This is a genomic window from Halomonas sp. B23F22_10 (assembly GCF_043496975.1).
Lineage (GTDB): Bacteria > Pseudomonadota > Gammaproteobacteria > Pseudomonadales > Halomonadaceae > Halomonas > Halomonas smyrnensis.
Map to the genome: position 1 here is coordinate 173,373 of NZ_JBIEKF010000004.1, position 15,343 is coordinate 188,715.

Below are 15,343 nucleotides of genomic sequence, written 5' to 3' on the forward strand. Positions count from 1 at the left end.
GCGCCCCTCGGGGCGCCGTGTCGCGTTTCGGGGCGCCATCTTCCTGTCACCTGCCGGCCCTAGCCTGAGCGCAACGGCGCCGCGACGGCGTTCGGCGAGGAGGGGACGGCATGATCGATATCGAGCGGGCCCTGCGTGACAAGGCCCCGAGGCTGGCGGCCCGGCCGCCTTGGCTGTTCGGGCCGCTGGTGGCGGGGCTGCGGCGCCTGGTACACGAACGCGAGATCAACGACTTCCTGTCCCGGCACGGCGAGCTCGGCTGGTGCGAGTTCATCGACCGGGTGTTCGAGCATCTCGACGTCGGCTACACGCTGTCGTCGAAGGACCGCGAGCAGATCCCCGAGACCGGGCGGGTGGTAGTGGTCGCCAATCACCCGCTCGGCGCCCTGGACGGCCTGGCGCTGCTGCGCATGGTGGCCGAGGTGCGTCCCGACGTCAGCATCCTGGCCAACGATCTGCTGCTGCAGCTGGCGCCGCTGTCGGACGTGATCGTGCCGGTGGACAACCTCTCGCGGCGCGGGCTGCGCCGCAGCCTCGCGCGCATGACCGAGGCGCTGGAGGCGGAGCGGGCGGTGATCGTCTTTCCCGCCGGCGAGGTCTCCCGGGCCGGGCCGCGCGGGGTGCGCGACGGCAGGTGGCACTCGGGCTTCCTGCACGCCGCCCGTCGCACCAACGCGCCGCTGCTGCCGGTCCACGTTCGCGGCCGCAACTCCTCGCGCTTCTATGCCCTGACCTCGCTGCGCAGCGACATCGGCACGCTGCTGCTGCCCGGGGAGATGTTCCGCCAGCGCGGCCGGCACATCGCCCTGCGGGCCGGCGGGCCGATTCCGCTGGCGCAGTTCGATCGCGACGACCTGGCCACGCCGGTCAAGCTCAGGCTGCTGCGCAAGCACGTCTATCGGCTGGGGCGCGGCAAGCGCGGCGTGTTCGTCGGCGAGACCGGCATCGCCCGCCCCGAGCCGCGTCAGGCGCTGCGCGAGGAGCTGCGCGACGCCGAGTCGCTGGGCGAGACGGCCGACGGCAAGCGCATCCTGCTGGTCGACAGCCATCCCGACTCGGCGGTGATGCGCGAGATCGGCCGGCTGCGTGAGGTCGCCTTCCGCCGCGTGGGGGAGGGCAGCGGCCGCAAGCGCGACCTGGACGAGTTCGATGCCTATTACCGCCACCTGGTGCTGTGGGACGACCGCGACCTGGAGATCGCCGGCGCCTACCGGCTTGGCGAGGTGGGGCGGATCCTCGAGCGCCACGGCATCGAGGGGCTCTACAGCGCGACCATCTTCCATCTGGACCGTGCGCCCTGGGCGCAGTGGCGCCACGGCCTGGAGCTCGGGCGCAGCTTCGTCCAGCCGCGCTACTGGGGGCGGCGCAGCCTGGACTATCTGTGGGTCGGCCTCGGGGCCTACCTGCGTCGCCATCCTGAGGTGCGCTGGCTGTTCGGGCCGGTGACCCTGCCCAACCATCTGCCGCTCCTGGCCAAGGAGCTGCTGGTGAGCTACTACCGCCACTACCACGGGGACGGCGACAGCCGGATACGGCCGCGGGCGCCCTGGCGGCTCTCGCCGGCCGGGGAGCAGGAGGCGGCGCGGCTGTTTCGCGGTGACGATGCCAAGGAGGACTTCCAGCGCCTGCGCCACGGGCTGCAGGCGCTGGGGGCCGGCGTGCCGGCCCTCTACAAGCAGTACACGGAGGTCACCGAGCCCGGCGGCACGCGTTTTCTGGCCTTCGGTGTGGATACCGCCTTCGGCTACTGCACCGACGGCCTGGTGGCGGTGGACCTGGCGCGCCTGAAGCCGGAGAAGCGGGCGCGCTATATCGGCGCGGAGGGCGAGGCGGGCAGCGCCGGGCGGGCGGCCTCAGGCGGCGTCGGGGTCGAGGGTCTCGAGGCGTCCCTTGAGGCGGGAGGTGAGCGCTGAGAGGTCACGCTCGGTATCCCGGGGCCAGCCGAGCGTCAGCACCACGCCGTCGGCGCCGTAGTCGGCGGCGTCCACCGGGATGTCGCGCTCGGCGCACCAGGCCCGGGCCTGGGCCTCGCCGGCGAAGTCGACCTTCAGCCGCAGCGGGTCGCGCTCGGTGACCTCGCGGGTCGGCAGGGTCTCCAGCGCCTCGTTCACCGCCTGGCCGTAGGCGCGGGCCAGGCCGCCGGTGCCGAGCTTGGTGCCGCCGAAGTAGCGGGTCACCACGCAGCCCGCCTGGCCGATGCCGGCGCCTTCCAGCACCTGATACATCGGCCGGCCGGCGGTTCCGCCGGGCTCGCCGTCGTCGGAGAAGCCGATGGCGTTCTGTTCGCCGGGCGGGCCGGCGATGAAGGCGCTGCAGTGGTGGCTGGCGTTGGGATGCGCGCGCCGGGCCTCGGCCAGCAGCGCCTCGAAGGCGGCGGTATCCGGGGCATGGCAGACCCAGGCGATGAAGCGGCTCCTCTCCACCTCGAGTTCGGTCTCGCGCCACTCGCCGGCGGGCAGGTCGGGAACGGGGTAGCGCATCAGGCGGCCAGATCCGTCTGGCGCACCACGCCCATCACCAGCCCCAGCACCTGGATGTCGCTGTTCTTCAGGTGGATGGGCGGCATGGCCTCGTTGGCCGGCTGCAGGCGCACGCCGGACTTCTCGATGTAGAGCTTCTTCAGGGTGACCTCCTGGTTATTGATCATCACCACCGCGGTCTCGCCGTTCTCGGCGCTCTCGCGACGTTCGATGATGATCACATCCCCGTCGAAGATGTTGCAATCGATCATCGAGTTGCCGCGCACGCGCAGCGCATAGGTGTTGCGCTTGACCATGCGCCTCGGCACCTCGACGCTGCCGGCATCGATGCAGGCGTCGATGGGCACGCCGGCGGCGACGCTGCCCAGCAGCGGCACCTCCACCAGGTCGCGGTCATCGAGCGGAGCCCAGGATTCGGCGATGGGCAGATTGGGCTGGCGGAGCAGGTACTGGGGGGCGAGTGACATGCGCGGCATCTCCCGTCGGCGGTGACTGTTGATACATACAGTACTTGGCCAGCATAGCAGGCGGTCGATATCTGGCAAGGGCGACCTTTCCACGCGGCCGTGATGCAGGTCAGGCGCACCGGCCGTGGCCCGGGCGTCGGCTGGCGATGAAAACCCTTTCCGTGTAGAGTGCCGGCCATGTGATCCGCGCCTGGAGAGTGCCTTGAGCCTGCGCCTGAACGCCCGCCGGCTGGCCTGTGAACGTGACGACCGCTGGCTGTTTCGCGATCTCGATCTGGAGATCCGCGCCGGCGAGATCCTGCGCGTCGAGGGCCCCAACGGCAGCGGCAAGACCACTCTGCTCAAGATCCTCTCCGGCCAGCTGATGGATCACGAGGGCGAGGTGCTGTGGAACGGCATCCCGCTGCGCCGGGCGCGGCGCGACTTCCTCGCCAGCCTGCTGTATCTGGGCCATGCCCCGGGGGTGAAAACGGCGCTGACGCCGCTGGAGAACCTCGCCTGGTATCAGGCGCTGGCCGGCGAGCACGGCGATGAGGCAGCGCGCCTGGCGGCGCTCGAACGGGTCGGCCTGGCCGGCTTCGAGGACCTGCCCGCCGCGCAGCTGTCCGCGGGGCAGCAGCGTCGCGTGGCCCTGGCGCGGCTGGAGCTGACGCCGCGCCCGCTGTGGGTGCTCGACGAGCCCTTCACGGCCATCGATCGCGACGGCGTGGCCGCCCTCGAGGCGCGCCTCGAGGCGCACACCGCCCGCGGCGGCAGCGTGCTGGTCACCACGCACCACGCGCTGCGGGCCTCGACGCGCCTGCGCCGCCTGACGCTGGGCGAGGGAGGCGGCGATGTCGCGCGCTGACTCGCGGTCGACGCCGTTGCCCGGGGCCGGGGAACCGGCCGGCGGGCTCGCGGTCGCCTGGCGGGCGACGCTGCATCGCGACCTGGTGCTGCGGCTGCGCCGCCCCGGCGAGGTGCTGAACCCGCTGGCGTTCTTCGCCCTGGTGATCACCCTGTTTCCGATCGGCATCTCGCCGGAGGCCCCGCTGCTGGCGACCATCGCCCCGGGCCTGCTGTGGGTGGCGGCGCTGCTGGCGGCGCTGCTGTCGCTGGACGGCGTGTTCCGCGACGATGCCGAGGACGGCAGCCTGGAACAGCTGCTGCTGTCGCCCCAGCCGCTGCCGCTGCTGGCGCTGGCCAAGGTGGCGGCGCACTGGCTGCTGACCGGCCTGCCGCTGGCGCTGATGGCGCCGCTGCTGGGCGTGATGCTGTCGCTGCCGGCGGGCAGCTACGGCGTGCTGGCGCTGTCGCTGGCGCTGGGCAGCGCCAGCCTGAGCCTGATCGGGGCCATCGGCGCCGCGCTCACCGTGGGCGTGGCCCGCGGCGGGGTGCTGCTCTCGCTGCTGGTGCTGCCGTTCTACATCCCGGTGCTGATCTTCGGCGCCGGCGCCGTGCAGTCGGCGATCCTCGGCGGCGGCGTGGCGGCCCATCTGGCCATTCTCGGCGCCCTGCTGGCGGCGTCGCTGATCTTCGCGCCCTTCGCGATCGCGGCGGCGCTGCGCATCAGTCTCAACGGTTGAGGAATCGACTGCCATGTGGGCCTTCCTTCACAAGCTCGGCTCCCCCAAGGGGTTCTACGCCATCACCGCGCGCTGGCTCACGCCGCTGTGGCTGGCGGCGGTGGCGCTGATCCTGGGCGGCGGGCTCTGGGGGCTGGCCTTCGCCCCCGCCGACTACCAGCAGGGCAACAGCTTCCGCATCATCTACGTCCACGTGCCGGCGGCCTTCCTCGCCCAGTCGATCTTCGTCGCCATGGCCGCGGCCGGGCTGGTGTTCATGGTCTGGAAGATCAAGCTGGCCGACATGGCGGCGGCGATGATGGCGCCGCTGGGCGCCGGCATGACCTTCGTGGCGCTGTTCTCCGGGGCCGTGTGGGGCGTGCCCACCTGGGGCACCTGGTGGCAGTGGGACGCCCGGCTGACCTCGATGCTGATCCTGTTCTTCCTCTATATCGGCGTGATCGCCCTGCGCGGCGCCTTCGTCAGCCGCGACGGCGGCGCCCGGGCGGCCTCGGTGCTGGCCATGGTGGGGGTGATCAACATCCCGATCATCAAGTTCTCGGTGGACTGGTGGTACACCCTCCACCAGCCGGCCAGCTTCTCGATCACCGAGAAGCCGGCCATGCCGGCCGAGATGTGGCTGCCGCTGCTGCTGATGGTGCTGGGCTTCTACGCGTTCTTCATCGCCGTGACCCTGACCCGCACCCGCAGCGAGATCCTGCGCCGCGAGTCGTCCAAGCGCTGGGTGCGCGCGCTGGTCGAGGAGGGGCGCTGATGGCCTTCGAGTCGCTGTCCGCATTGCTCGCCATGGGCGGTCACGCGCCCTATGTCTGGAGCGCCTACGGCGCCACCGCCGCGCTGCTGCTGGGCGTGGGCTGGCACGCCCGGGCCGAGCGCCGCCGGGTGCGGCGCGACCTCGAGCGCCGGGCCCGCCGCGAGCGGCGCCAGGCCGAGGCGGCCAACGCTTCCCACGATGAGAGGGTGTCTCGATGAGAGCCAAGCGCAAGCAGAGACTCTACGCGATCCTGGGGCTGGTCGCGCTGGCCGCCATCGCCGTGGGCCTGACGCTCTACGCCCTGCGCAGCAACATCAACCTGTTCTTCAGCCCGGTGCAGATCGCCGAGGGCCAGGCCCCGCTGGAGCGCTCGATCCGCGCCGGCGGCATGGTCAAGGCAGGCAGCGTGGCCCGGGACCCGGACAGCCTCGACGTCGCCTTCACCGTCACCGACTATGTCGAGGACCTCGAGGTGCGCTACAGCGGCATCCTGCCCGACCTGTTCCGCGAGGGGCAGGGCGTGGTGGTGGTGGGCGAGCTGCAGCCGGCAGGCTGGCTGCGGGCCGACAAGGTGCTGGCCAAGCACGACGAGAACTACATGCCCCCCGAGGTCGCCCAGGCCCTGGAAGACGCCGGCTATGCGCCGGAGGACTACCAGGACAAGGCCGCCGAGATGGGGCAACGGCTCGAGGCCGAGGACTGACCCGGAGACGCCATGCTGACCCCGCTGATCCCCGAAATCGGCCACTTCGCGCTGATCATCGCGCTGCTGATGGCCGCCCTGCAGGCCAGCGTGCCGCTGGCCGGGGCGGCGACGCGTCGGCCACTGTGGATGGCCTATGCCCGGCCCATGGCCGCCGGCCAGTGCCTGTTCCTGGTCGTCGCCTACGCCTGCCTGACCGCGAGCTTTCTGCTCGACGACTTCAGCGTGTCCACCGTGGCCGAGAACTCCAACTCGCTGCTGCCCTGGTACTACAAGGCCAGCGCGGTGTGGGGCAACCACGAGGGCTCGGTGCTGCTGTGGAGCCTGATTCTCGGCGTCTGGACCTTCGCCGTCAGCCGCTTCTCCCGCGAGCTGCCCCGCGACATGCTGGCCCGGGTGCTGGGCGTGATGGGGCTGGTCTCCACCGGCTTTTTGACCTTCGTGCTGGTGACCTCCAACCCCTTCGCGCGGCTGCTGCCCAACCCGCCTGCCGACGGCGCCGACCTGAATCCGCTGCTGCAGGACATCGGCCTGATCATCCACCCGCCGATGCTCTACATGGGCTACGTGGGCTTCTCGGTGGTGTTTGCCTTCGCCATCGCGGCGCTGCTCGGCGGCCGCCTGGACGCCGCCTGGACCCGCTGGGCGCGGCCCTGGACCAACGTCGCCTGGGCCTTCCTCTCGGTGGGCATCGCGCTGGGCAGCTGGTGGGCCTACTACGAGCTGGGCTGGGGCGGCTGGTGGTTCTGGGACCCGGTGGAGAACGCCTCGCTGCTGCCGTGGCTGGCCGGCACCGCGCTGATCCACTCGCTGGCGGTGACCGAGAAGCGCGGCGCCTTCAAGAGCTGGACGGTGCTGCTGGCGATCTCCACCTTCTCGCTGTCGCTGCTGGGCACCTTCCTGGTGCGCTCCGGGGTGCTGACCTCGGTGCACGCCTTCGCCAACGACCCCTCCCGCGGGCTGTTCATCCTGGCGCTGCTGGGCATCACCGTGGGCGCCTCGCTGCTGCTGTTCGCGCTGCGCGCCCCCCGGGTCAGCCAGCGGGCCGGCTTCACCTGGCTGTCCCGCGACGCCCTGCTGCTGGTCAACAACATCCTGCTGGTGATCATGACGGTCACCGTGCTGCTCGGCACCGTCTATCCGCTGCTGCTCGACGCCCTGGACCTGGGCAAGATCAGCGTCGGCCCGCCCTACTTCAACGCCCTGTTCGTGCCGCTGACGGTGATCCTGTGCCTGTTCATGGGCATCGGCCCGCTGGCCAACTGGAAGCGCACCCGGCCCCGCGAGCTGGTCCGCCGGGTGTGGCTCGCCGGCGGCGTGGCGCTGGTCATCGGCCTGCTGGCGCCGCTGCTCCACGGCGGCGAGTGGAACCTCAAGGTCACGCTGGGACTGGTGGCGGCGCTGTGGGTGGTGCTGCCGCTGGTGCGCGACCTGTGGACGAAGAGCCGCGACAGCGAGGGGCGCCTGGCCGGCCTGCGGCGGCTGTCGCTGGCCCACTGGGGCATGGTGCTGGGCCACCTGGGCCTGGCGGTGACCATCGTCGGCGTCACCGTGGTGTCGAACTACGCCGTGGAGCGCAACGTGCGCATGGCGGTGGGCGACAGCGTCGAGGTGGGCGGCTACACCTTCGCCATGACCGACCTCGGCCATCGCCGCGGGCCGAACTTCGTCGCCGACACGGCGCGCCTCGAGGTGCGTCGCGGCGACAGCGAGCGCGGCTTCGCCATGACCCCGGAGAAGCGCGTCTACATCGCCCGCGGCATGCCGATGACCGATGTGGCGCTGCGCCCCGGGTTATTCCGCGATCTCTACGTGGCCATGGGCGAGGACCTGGGCGACGGCAGCTGGGCGCTGCGCATCCAGGTCAAGCCCTTCGTGCGCTGGCTGTGGCTGGGCGCGCTGCTGATGGCGCTGGGCGGCGTGCTGGCGGTGGTCGACCGACGCTACCGGCGCGCGGCCACCGCGCCCGACCCCGAACGCCACGCCCGGGAGGTGAACGCATGACGCGCCGTCTGTTGCTGCTGCTGCCGCTGGCCGGCTTCCTGGTGCTGGCGGTGTTCCTCTACCGCGGACTGTCGATCGATCCCGCCGAGCGCGACTCGGCGCTGATGGCCGAGCCCTTCCCGGCCTTCACGCTCACCGCCCTGAGCGATCCCGAGCGGACCCTCGATGAATCGCTGCTGAAGGGGCGGGTCACCCTGGTCAACGTGTGGGGCGAGTGGTGCCCGACCTGCAAGCAGGAGATGCCCCAGTTGCTCGAGCTGGCCGACCGCGGCGTGCGCCTGGTCGGGGTCGACTACAAGGACACCCGCGAGAAGGGCCGCGAGTTCCTGTCCGAGTTCGGCAACCCCTTCGAGGTCAACCTGTTCGATCCCGAGGGCAGCCTGGGCTTCGACCTCGGCGTCTACGGCGCGCCGGAGACCTTCCTGGTCGACGCCGAGGGCGTGATCCGCTATCACCACACCGGCTACATCACGCCCCAGGACGTCGAGCGGGTGATCCTGCCGGAGGTGGCGACATGGCAGGACTGATCCGTGCGCTGCTGATGCTGGCGCTGCTGGCGCCGGCCCTGGCGCAGGCCGCCATCGAGGTGCGCGACTTCGACGACCCGGTGATGCGCGAGCGCTTCGAGTCGCTGACCGCGACCCTGCGCTGCCCCAAGTGCCAGAACCAGGCCATCGGCGACTCCGACTCGCCGATCGCCGGCGACATGCGCGAGCGCGTCCATGAACAGCTGCAGGCGGGGCGCTCCGACAAGGAGATCCTCGACTTCATGGTGCGCCGCTTCGGCGACTACGTGCTCTACAACCCGCGCCTCGAGGGCCGCACCCTGCTGCTGTGGGGGCTGCCCGCGGCCCTGGTGCTGGGCGGCGGCCTGCTGGTGGCGCTGCTGGTTCGCGCGCGCCGGCGCGCCTCGGCCGGCCGGCTCTCCGACGAGGAACGCGCCCGGCTGGACGCCCTGCTCGAGCGGGAGGATGACCGATGATCGCGCTGTGGATCGCCTTCGCCCTGCTGCTGGTGCCGGCGCTGTGGCTGCTGGTGCTGCCGCTGCGGCGCGCCGGCGCGGTGGCCTGTGCCCTGGCCGATGACGAGGCCAGCGATCGCACCGAGCGGCAGAACGTCGCCGTCTACCGCCGTCGCCTGGCCTCCCTGGAGGCCGCCCGCGACCGCGGCGAGATCGATGCGGCGCGCTTCGACGAGGACCGCCTCGAGCTCGAGCGCAGCCTGCTCGACGACACCGCGACCTCGGCCCGCTCGCCGCTGAAGCCCGCCCGCGCCGGGCGCTGGCTGGTGCCGCTGGCGATGGTCGCCCTGGTGGTGGCCAGCGCCAGCTGGTATCGCTGGGAGAGCGCCGAGGGCGACCTGGCGCTGTATCGCCTCCAGCAGCAGGTGATGGCCGACCCCGAGGCCTCGCTGCCCCGACTGCTCCAGCGCCTGGAGGCCGAGGCCGCGCGCCAGCCCGACAACCCCAACGTCTGGCGCTCGCTGTTTCCGCTGTATCGCGACAGCGGCCGCGTCGATCGGGCCGATCACGCCCTGACCCGGCTGCTCGACCTCGAGGGGCGTCGCCCCTGGCTGCTGGCCGAACTCGCTCAGTTGCGGTATTTTGCCGCCGGCCGCGAGCTGACCCCGAACGTGCAGGCGCTGGTCGACGAGGCCCTGGCCGCCGATCCGGCCCAGCCGACGGTGCTCGGCCTGCTCGGCATCGAGGCCTTCGAGAACGCCGACTACGAGACCGCCATCGAGCGCTGGCGCCGGGCCATCGCCGGCATGAACGACGCCGAGTCCGCCGAGGCGCTGCGCCAGGGCATCCGCACCGCCCAGCGCCGCCTGGGGCAGACGCCCGAGGCCGCCGAGGGACCGGGCATCCGCGTGCGCTTGAGCCTGGCGCCCGAGCTGGCCGATCGTCTGTCCCCGGACACCGCGGTGTTCGTGGTGGCCCGTGACACCGCCGGCGAACTGCCGCCCCTGGCGGTGGCGCGTACCACGCTGGGCGCGCTGCCGACCACCCTGACCCTCGACGACGGCGACGCCATGGCGCCCATGGCCCGGCTGTCCCAGGTCGAGGAGGTGCGCCTGGTGGCACGGGTCTCGGCCAGCGGCCGGGCCGATCCGCGGCCCGGCGATCTCGTCGGCCGACGCGCCCCGGCGGCGGTCGGCGAGAACGGCGGCGACCCGGTAGAACTGATCATCGACACCATCGTGGAATAACGCATGCGACTGAAGTCGATACGCCTGGTGGGCTTCAAGTCGTTCGTCGACCCCATCACCGTGCCCTTCGACGGCAACATGACCGCCGTCGTCGGGCCCAATGGCTGTGGCAAGTCCAACATCATCGACGCCGTGCGCTGGGTCATGGGGGAATCCTCCGCCAAGACCCTGCGCGGCGAGTCGATGACCGACGTCATCTTCAACGGCTCCACCGGCCGCAAGCCGGTGGGCCAGGCCTCCATCGAGCTGCTGTTCGACAACCGCGACGGCACCATGGGCGGCCCCTACGCCCAGTACGCGGAGATCTCGGTCAAGCGCCAGGTCACCCGCGAGGCCCAGTCCACCTACTTCTTCAACGGCCAGAAGTGTCGCCGCCGGGACATCTCCGACCTGTTCCTCGGCACCGGCCTGGGGCCACGCTCCTACGCCATCATCGGCCAGGGCATGATCTCGCGGTTGATCGAGTCGCGCCCCGAGGAGCTGCGCGCCACCCTCGAGGAGGCCGCCGGCATCTCCAAGTACAAGGAGCGCCGCCGCGAGACCGAGAACCGCATGCGCCGCACCCAGGAGAATCTGGAGCGCCTGGAGGACATCCGCGAGGAGCTCGACAAGCAGCTCGAGCGCCTCAAGCGCCAGGCCGACGCGGCGCGCCGCTACCAGACCCTCAAGCAGGAGGAGTACCGGCTCAAGGGCGAGCTGGCGCTGCTGCGAGGCCGCGCCCTGCGCGCCAGCCAGGGCGAGGAGGAGAGCCGCGTGCGCGAGCTCGAGACCTCGGTGGAGCGCGAGGTGCTGGGCCTCAGGCAGTGCGAGACGCGCCTCGAGGAGGCCCGCGCCGAGCACGATCGCCTGGCCTCGGAGCTCGAGGGCTACCAGAACCGCTTCCACGAGACGACCACCGCCATCGCCCGGCTCGAGCAGGACCTGGAGCACACCCGCTCCCGGGACCAGCAGCTGGCCCAGGACCTGGAGGCCGCCCGCCGCGAGCTGGCCGACCTCGACCGCCTCGGCGAGGACGACGGCGAGCGCCTGATGCGCCTCGACGAGCGCCTCGAGACTCTGGGGCCTGAACAGGAAGAGGTCGCCGAGCGCCTGGCCGAGCTGGAGGCTGCCCTCGAGGAGGCCGAGCCGCTGGCCGAGCAGGCCGACGCCGACTGGGAGGCCTTCGGCGAGACCTGGCAGGCCGATACCCGCGAGGCCGAGCGCGCCCAGGACCGCCTGCGCGAGCAGGAGGCGACCCTGGAGCGCCTCGAGGGCGACGCCCGCAAGCGCCGCCAGCAGCGCGAGGAGCTGCCCGACATCGCCGGCCTCGAGGCCCAGCGCGGCGAGGTCGCCGAGCGCCTGGCCGAGCTCGAGGAGCGCCTGGCCGGGCGCGAGGCGCAGCGCGAGCAGTGGCAGGCCGAGCGCGACACCGCCCGGGAGGCGGTGCGCGAGGCCGAGGCCGCCCGCGAGACCGACCGCCAGCGGCGCAGCACCCTGCAGGGCGAGCTGGCCTCGCTCGAGGCGCTGATCCAGGCCGCCCTGGCCGATCACGACGAGACCCTCGATGCGCACCTGGCGGCCCGGGGCCTGGCCGAGGCGCCGCGCCTCGGCGAGCGCCTCGAGGTCGAGGGCGGCTGGGAAGACGTCGTGTCCTGGGTGCTGGCGCCCTGGCTGCGCGCCCGTCTGGCGCCGCTGTCCGAGGGCGATAGCGTGCTGTCTTCCGAGCTGGCCCCGGAGCTGGGGCTGCTCGAGGACGCCGAGCGCGAGGCACCGGCCGGCAGCCTGGCCGCCCGGGTCAGCGGCGCCGGCGCCGCGGCCCAGTGGCTCGCCGGCGTGCGTTGCGTGGACAGCCGCGAGCAGGCCTGGGCCGAGCGCGATGGCCTGAGGGCCGGTGAGAGCCTGATCACCGCCTGCGGGCTGTGGGTCGGCGACGGCTGGGCGCGCCACCGCGGCCAGGACGAGGGTCCGGATGCGCTGCTGGTCAGCCGTCGCCGCGAGGCCGAGGTGCGCGAGGAGCTCGCCGCCGTGGAGGAGCGCCTCGAGGCCCAGGAAACGCGTCTGGCCGAGGCCAGCGAGCGAGTGGACAAGGCCGAGGAGCGCCTCGAGGCGGTGCGGCTCGAGGAGCGCGACCTCGATCAGCAGCGCCAGCAGCTGGCGGTGCAGGACAGCGGCCTGGCCAGCCGTCTCGAGCATCTCCAGGGGCGGGCCGGCGAGCTCGCCGAGGAGCTCGAGGGGCTGGCCGAGTCGGCCGAGGAGACGCGGCTGGCCATCGAGGAGACCCGCGAGCACTGGCAGGCGGCCATGGAGCGCCTGGAGCGCGGCGCCGAGACCCGCGAGCGTCTGGAGCGGGCGCGTCACGAGGCCCGCGAGCGGCTGACCCAGCTGCGCAGCCAGCAGCGGCCGCTGGCCGAGCAGTCGCAGCGGCTGGCGCTGGAGCATCAGCGGCTGACCACCGAGCGGGCCGGCCTGGCCGAGCAGCAGGGCCGCGCCGGCGAGGCCCGGGAGCGCCTCGAGCTGCGCTGCGCCGAGCTAGAGGAGGCCCGCGAGGGGCTGCACGAGCCCGACGAGGAGCGCCGCGAACGCCTCGAGGAGCTGCTGCACCGCCGCGAGCGCGAGGAGCGTGAGCTCAACGCGGCACGCTCACGGGCCGCCGAGCTGGTGGAGCGGCTGCGCGAGGACGAGCAGGCGCGCCAGGGCCACGAGCGCCAGCTCGAGGGCATCCGCGAACGGCTGCAGGAGGCGCGGATGCAGGTCCAGGCGCTGGCGCTCAAGGCCGAGACCCAGGACGAGCAGCTCAAGGAACTGGGCCACGACGCCGAGGCGCTGACCGAGGGGCTCGATCCCAACGCCACCGAATCGGCCTGGCAGACCCGCCTCGAGGAGGTCGGCGAGCGTATCCGTCGGCTGGGCGCCATCAACCTGGCGGCCATCGAGGAGTACGACCAGCAGGCCGAGCGGCGCGACTATCTGGAGGCCCAGCACCGCGAGCTCAGCGAGGCGCTGGAGACCCTCGACCGGGCGATCCGGCGCATCGATCAGGAAACGCGGACCCGCTTCCGCGACACCTTCGAGCGGGTCAACACCGGTCTGCAGACGCTTTTCCCCAAGGTCTTCGGTGGCGGAACCGCATGGTTGACCCTGACCGGCGACGATTTGCTGGAGACCGGGGTGGCCATCATGGCGCGCCCCCCCGGCAAGAAGAACAGCACCATTCATCTGCTCTCCGGGGGAGAAAAGGCGCTGACCGCGTTGTCCATGGTATTCGCGATCTTCCAGCTCAATCCGGCCCCCTTTTGCATGCTCGACGAGGTCGATGCACCACTCGATGATGCGAATGTCGGACGATATGCCAAGCTGGTGAAGGAGATGTCGGAGTCGGTGCAGTTCATCTACATCACCCACAACAAGATCGCCATGGAAGCCTCCGAACGTCTCATGGGGGTGACCATGCAGGAGCCCGGGGTGTCACGCCTGGTAGCGGTCGGGGTCGATGAGGCAGCGGCCCTGGCCGAGGCATGACAGACTTGAACGCCATGGGCAAACGGGTTAACAAGGAACAAAAGCGAGATAGCACCGCATGGTGACGAAGGGATTCTTGAAGGGCGATTGCACAGGACCGATGCAAGTCCGGCCACAAAAAAGCCGGCTTGACAATCAAAATTGTTGGTCCTTTTTTGGGCAATCGCGCTATGCTGTTCACGGAAACCATCAGGCATGGCGCCTTAGCAAAAAGGCATGACGACCCATGGAACTTAGAGAGTGGCTGATCATACTGGGACTGGCACTGGTGACGCTCATCGTCATCGACGGCGTGCGTCGCCTGCAGCGCCAGCGCAGCGTGCCGCGCCTTGACCAGGCCGGACAGGATGCCCCGACGGTTGAGAACGTCGAAGACGATCCCGAGGCGGCGGCACGGGAGGCGGAACTCAACTGGGAACTGCCTAATGGAGGGGCGCGCGTCATCAGGCCTGCGGAAGAGCAGGGCGTGAAAGCCAAGCCCAAGCTCGAACGCCAGGACCATCCCGGCCCGTCCCGCGTGCTGTCGGAATTCCGCCGCCAGCAGGGCGAGGCGTCGTCGCCCGAGCCGACGGAGGCGGCGCCCGCTTCTTCTTCGCGTCGGCCCGAGCCGGCAGCGAGCGCCGAGCCCGAGCGCCGCGAGCCTTCCCTCGGTGACGCCGACCGGCAGGAAGCGGCCGCCGAGCCACTGGTCGCCGATCCGGCCGACCACGACGGCTACGACGAGGAGCACTATCGCCTGGTCGACCTCGAGGGCATGGGCGATTCGCTGAAGAGCGGCTCCCGGCGGGTCGGCTCCTCGGTGCAGCGCTTCGGCGCCTCGCTGCAGAAGGGCATCTCCGAGCGGCGCGACCAGAAGAAGGCGCGCCGCGAGCAGGAGAGGGCCGAGAAGGCCGAGAAAGCCGAAAAGGCCGAGCAGGCACGCCGCGAGCAGGCCGCCCGCCAGCAGCAGGAGTCCGACGAGGCGGCCCGCCGTCAGCGCGAGGCGGAGGCCCTGGAGGCCGAGCGTCGCCAGGCGGCCGCGGCCGACGACAACGACCCGCTGTTCGCGCCCCGTCACGAGGCCGAGTGGTCCGAGGACGCCGCCGAACAGGCGCCCCGGGACGACGTGGTGCGCACGCACCCGGTGCTCGAGAAGGCGCTGCGTCACGACGTTCAGGACGCCCACGCCCGCGACGCCCTCGGCGACGCCGAGGAGCTGATCGTGATCAGCGTGATGGCCCGCGACGAGGGCGGCTTCGCCGGCAGCACCCTGCTCGAGCTGATGATGGCCTGTGGCCTGCGCTACGGCCGTGACATGAACATCTTCCATCGCTTCGAGACCGAGGAGCCGGGCAGCGCGCTGCAGTTCTCGATGGTCAACGTGGTCAAGCCGGGCACCTTCCCCCTCGAGGCCATGGACGAGTTCTCCACGCCGGGCGTCACCCTGCTGATGCCGCTGCCGAGCGCCACCGACACCTCGGCGGCCTTCGAGGCCATGGTCGAGACCGCCATGGTCATCGTCCGCCACCTCGGCGGCGAGCTGAAGGACGAGAACATGAGCGTGATGACCGCTCAGACCGTCGAGTTCGCCCGCCAGCGGGTGCAGGAGTTCGAGCGGCGTCATCGCCTGCATCGCCAGGTCAACTGACCCTCGCCTGCCACGCGGCCCCCAGACGCCCCCCGAC

General features: G+C 71.5%; 14 protein-coding genes. 12 read left to right on the forward strand and 2 right to left on the reverse strand.

The window, feature by feature from the left end:
* The first annotated feature begins 110 nt into the window (after positions 1 to 110).
* Entirely contained in the window at positions 111 to 1,913 is a 1,803-nt protein-coding gene (gene olsF / locus ACGTNF_RS10585; protein WP_394601680.1) for a bifunctional ornithine lipid synthase OlsF, read from the forward strand.
* Here the strand turns inward: olsF and ACGTNF_RS10590 are convergent.
* Both ACGTNF_RS10590 and lexA read right to left on the reverse strand, forming a co-directional pair.
* On the reverse strand, positions 1,854 to 2,480 hold the full coding sequence (locus ACGTNF_RS10590; RefSeq protein ID WP_394601682.1) for an IMPACT family protein: 627 nt from the start codon (positions 2,478 to 2,480) through the stop codon (positions 1,854 to 1,856). The two genes, olsF and ACGTNF_RS10590, sit on opposite strands and share 60 nt — an antisense overlap.
* Positions 2,480 to 2,947 (reverse strand): transcriptional repressor LexA, encoded by a 468-nt coding sequence (gene lexA, locus ACGTNF_RS10595; RefSeq protein ID WP_394601683.1) that lies wholly within the window; start codon positions 2,945 to 2,947, stop codon positions 2,480 to 2,482. Before lexA ends, ACGTNF_RS10590 begins: the two co-directional genes overlap by 1 nt.
* Positions 2,948 to 3,149: 202 nt before the next feature.
* On the opposite strand from lexA, the gene ccmA reads away from it, so the two are divergent.
* From ccmA to zipA, 11 genes are all read left to right on the forward strand, one after another.
* Positions 3,150 to 3,794, forward strand: coding sequence for a cytochrome c biogenesis heme-transporting ATPase CcmA (ccmA, locus tag ACGTNF_RS10600; protein ID WP_394601684.1), 645 nt, complete (start codon positions 3,150 to 3,152; stop codon positions 3,792 to 3,794).
* The gene (ccmB, locus tag ACGTNF_RS10605; RefSeq protein ID WP_394601686.1) at positions 3,781 to 4,512 is read left to right on the forward strand and encodes a heme exporter protein CcmB; all 732 of its coding nucleotides are present in this window, start codon (positions 3,781 to 3,783) and stop codon (positions 4,510 to 4,512) included. The genes ccmA and ccmB overlap by 14 nt, the downstream gene beginning before the upstream one ends.
* Before the next feature lie 13 nt (positions 4,513 to 4,525).
* Positions 4,526 to 5,266: a heme ABC transporter permease gene (locus ACGTNF_RS10610; RefSeq protein ID WP_394601688.1), complete on the forward strand. Its 741-nt coding sequence runs from the start codon at positions 4,526 to 4,528 to the stop codon at positions 5,264 to 5,266.
* On the forward strand, positions 5,266 to 5,484 hold the full coding sequence (gene ccmD, locus ACGTNF_RS10615) for a heme exporter protein CcmD (RefSeq protein ID WP_394601689.1): 219 nt from the start codon (positions 5,266 to 5,268) through the stop codon (positions 5,482 to 5,484). Before ACGTNF_RS10610 ends, ccmD begins: the two co-directional genes overlap by 1 nt.
* Positions 5,481 to 5,969: a cytochrome c maturation protein CcmE gene (gene ccmE, locus ACGTNF_RS10620; protein ID WP_394601690.1), complete on the forward strand. Its 489-nt coding sequence runs from the start codon at positions 5,481 to 5,483 to the stop codon at positions 5,967 to 5,969. Before ccmD ends, ccmE begins: the two co-directional genes overlap by 4 nt.
* 12 nt (positions 5,970 to 5,981) lie before the next feature.
* Positions 5,982 to 7,973: a heme lyase CcmF/NrfE family subunit gene (locus ACGTNF_RS10625; RefSeq protein WP_394601691.1), complete on the forward strand. Its 1,992-nt coding sequence runs from the start codon at positions 5,982 to 5,984 to the stop codon at positions 7,971 to 7,973.
* On the forward strand, positions 7,970 to 8,500 hold the full coding sequence (locus ACGTNF_RS10630; RefSeq protein WP_394601692.1) for a DsbE family thiol:disulfide interchange protein: 531 nt from the start codon (positions 7,970 to 7,972) through the stop codon (positions 8,498 to 8,500). Before ACGTNF_RS10625 ends, ACGTNF_RS10630 begins: the two co-directional genes overlap by 4 nt.
* On the forward strand, positions 8,488 to 8,955 hold the full coding sequence (locus ACGTNF_RS10635; RefSeq protein ID WP_016853526.1) for a cytochrome c-type biogenesis protein: 468 nt from the start codon (positions 8,488 to 8,490) through the stop codon (positions 8,953 to 8,955). Before ACGTNF_RS10630 ends, ACGTNF_RS10635 begins: the two co-directional genes overlap by 13 nt.
* Positions 8,952 to 10,181 carry a c-type cytochrome biogenesis protein CcmI gene (gene ccmI / locus ACGTNF_RS10640; protein ID WP_394601693.1) on the forward strand — a complete coding sequence of 410 codons (1,230 nt, stop codon included), beginning with the start codon at positions 8,952 to 8,954 and terminating at the stop codon, positions 10,179 to 10,181. Before ACGTNF_RS10635 ends, ccmI begins: the two co-directional genes overlap by 4 nt.
* A gap of 3 nt (positions 10,182 to 10,184) precedes the next feature.
* Complete coding sequence (gene smc, locus ACGTNF_RS10645; RefSeq protein WP_394601695.1) at positions 10,185 to 13,679, forward strand: chromosome segregation protein SMC; 3,495 nt, start codon at positions 10,185 to 10,187, stop codon at positions 13,677 to 13,679.
* A gap of 226 nt (positions 13,680 to 13,905) precedes the next feature.
* Positions 13,906 to 15,306 carry a cell division protein ZipA gene (gene zipA, locus ACGTNF_RS10650; RefSeq protein WP_394601696.1) on the forward strand — a complete coding sequence of 467 codons (1,401 nt, stop codon included), beginning with the start codon at positions 13,906 to 13,908 and terminating at the stop codon, positions 15,304 to 15,306.
* Positions 15,307 to 15,343: the final 37 nt, after the last annotated feature.

Coding starts and splice junctions, on each gene's coding strand:
- ACGTNF_RS10625 (WP_394601691.1), top strand. CDS start 5,982: ATGCTGACCCCGCTGATCCCCGAAATCGGCCACTTCGCGCTGATCATC.
- zipA (WP_394601696.1), top strand. CDS start 13,906: ATGGAACTTAGAGAGTGGCTGATCATACTGGGACTGGCACTGGTGACG.
- ACGTNF_RS10610 (WP_394601688.1), top strand. CDS start 4,526: ATGTGGGCCTTCCTTCACAAGCTCGGCTCCCCCAAGGGGTTCTACGCC.
- smc (WP_394601695.1), top strand. CDS start 10,185: ATGCGACTGAAGTCGATACGCCTGGTGGGCTTCAAGTCGTTCGTCGAC.
- ACGTNF_RS10630 (WP_394601692.1), top strand. CDS start 7,970: ATGACGCGCCGTCTGTTGCTGCTGCTGCCGCTGGCCGGCTTCCTGGTG.
- lexA (WP_394601683.1), bottom strand. CDS start 2,947: ATGTCACTCGCCCCCCAGTACCTGCTCCGCCAGCCCAATCTGCCCATC.
- ccmI (WP_394601693.1), top strand. CDS start 8,952: ATGATCGCGCTGTGGATCGCCTTCGCCCTGCTGCTGGTGCCGGCGCTG.
- ccmD (WP_394601689.1), top strand. CDS start 5,266: ATGGCCTTCGAGTCGCTGTCCGCATTGCTCGCCATGGGCGGTCACGCG.
- ACGTNF_RS10590 (WP_394601682.1), bottom strand. CDS start 2,480: ATGCGCTACCCCGTTCCCGACCTGCCCGCCGGCGAGTGGCGCGAGACC.
- ccmB (WP_394601686.1), top strand. CDS start 3,781: ATGTCGCGCGCTGACTCGCGGTCGACGCCGTTGCCCGGGGCCGGGGAA.
- ACGTNF_RS10635 (WP_016853526.1), top strand. CDS start 8,488: ATGGCAGGACTGATCCGTGCGCTGCTGATGCTGGCGCTGCTGGCGCCG.
- olsF (WP_394601680.1), top strand. CDS start 111: ATGATCGATATCGAGCGGGCCCTGCGTGACAAGGCCCCGAGGCTGGCG.
- ccmE (WP_394601690.1), top strand. CDS start 5,481: ATGAGAGCCAAGCGCAAGCAGAGACTCTACGCGATCCTGGGGCTGGTC.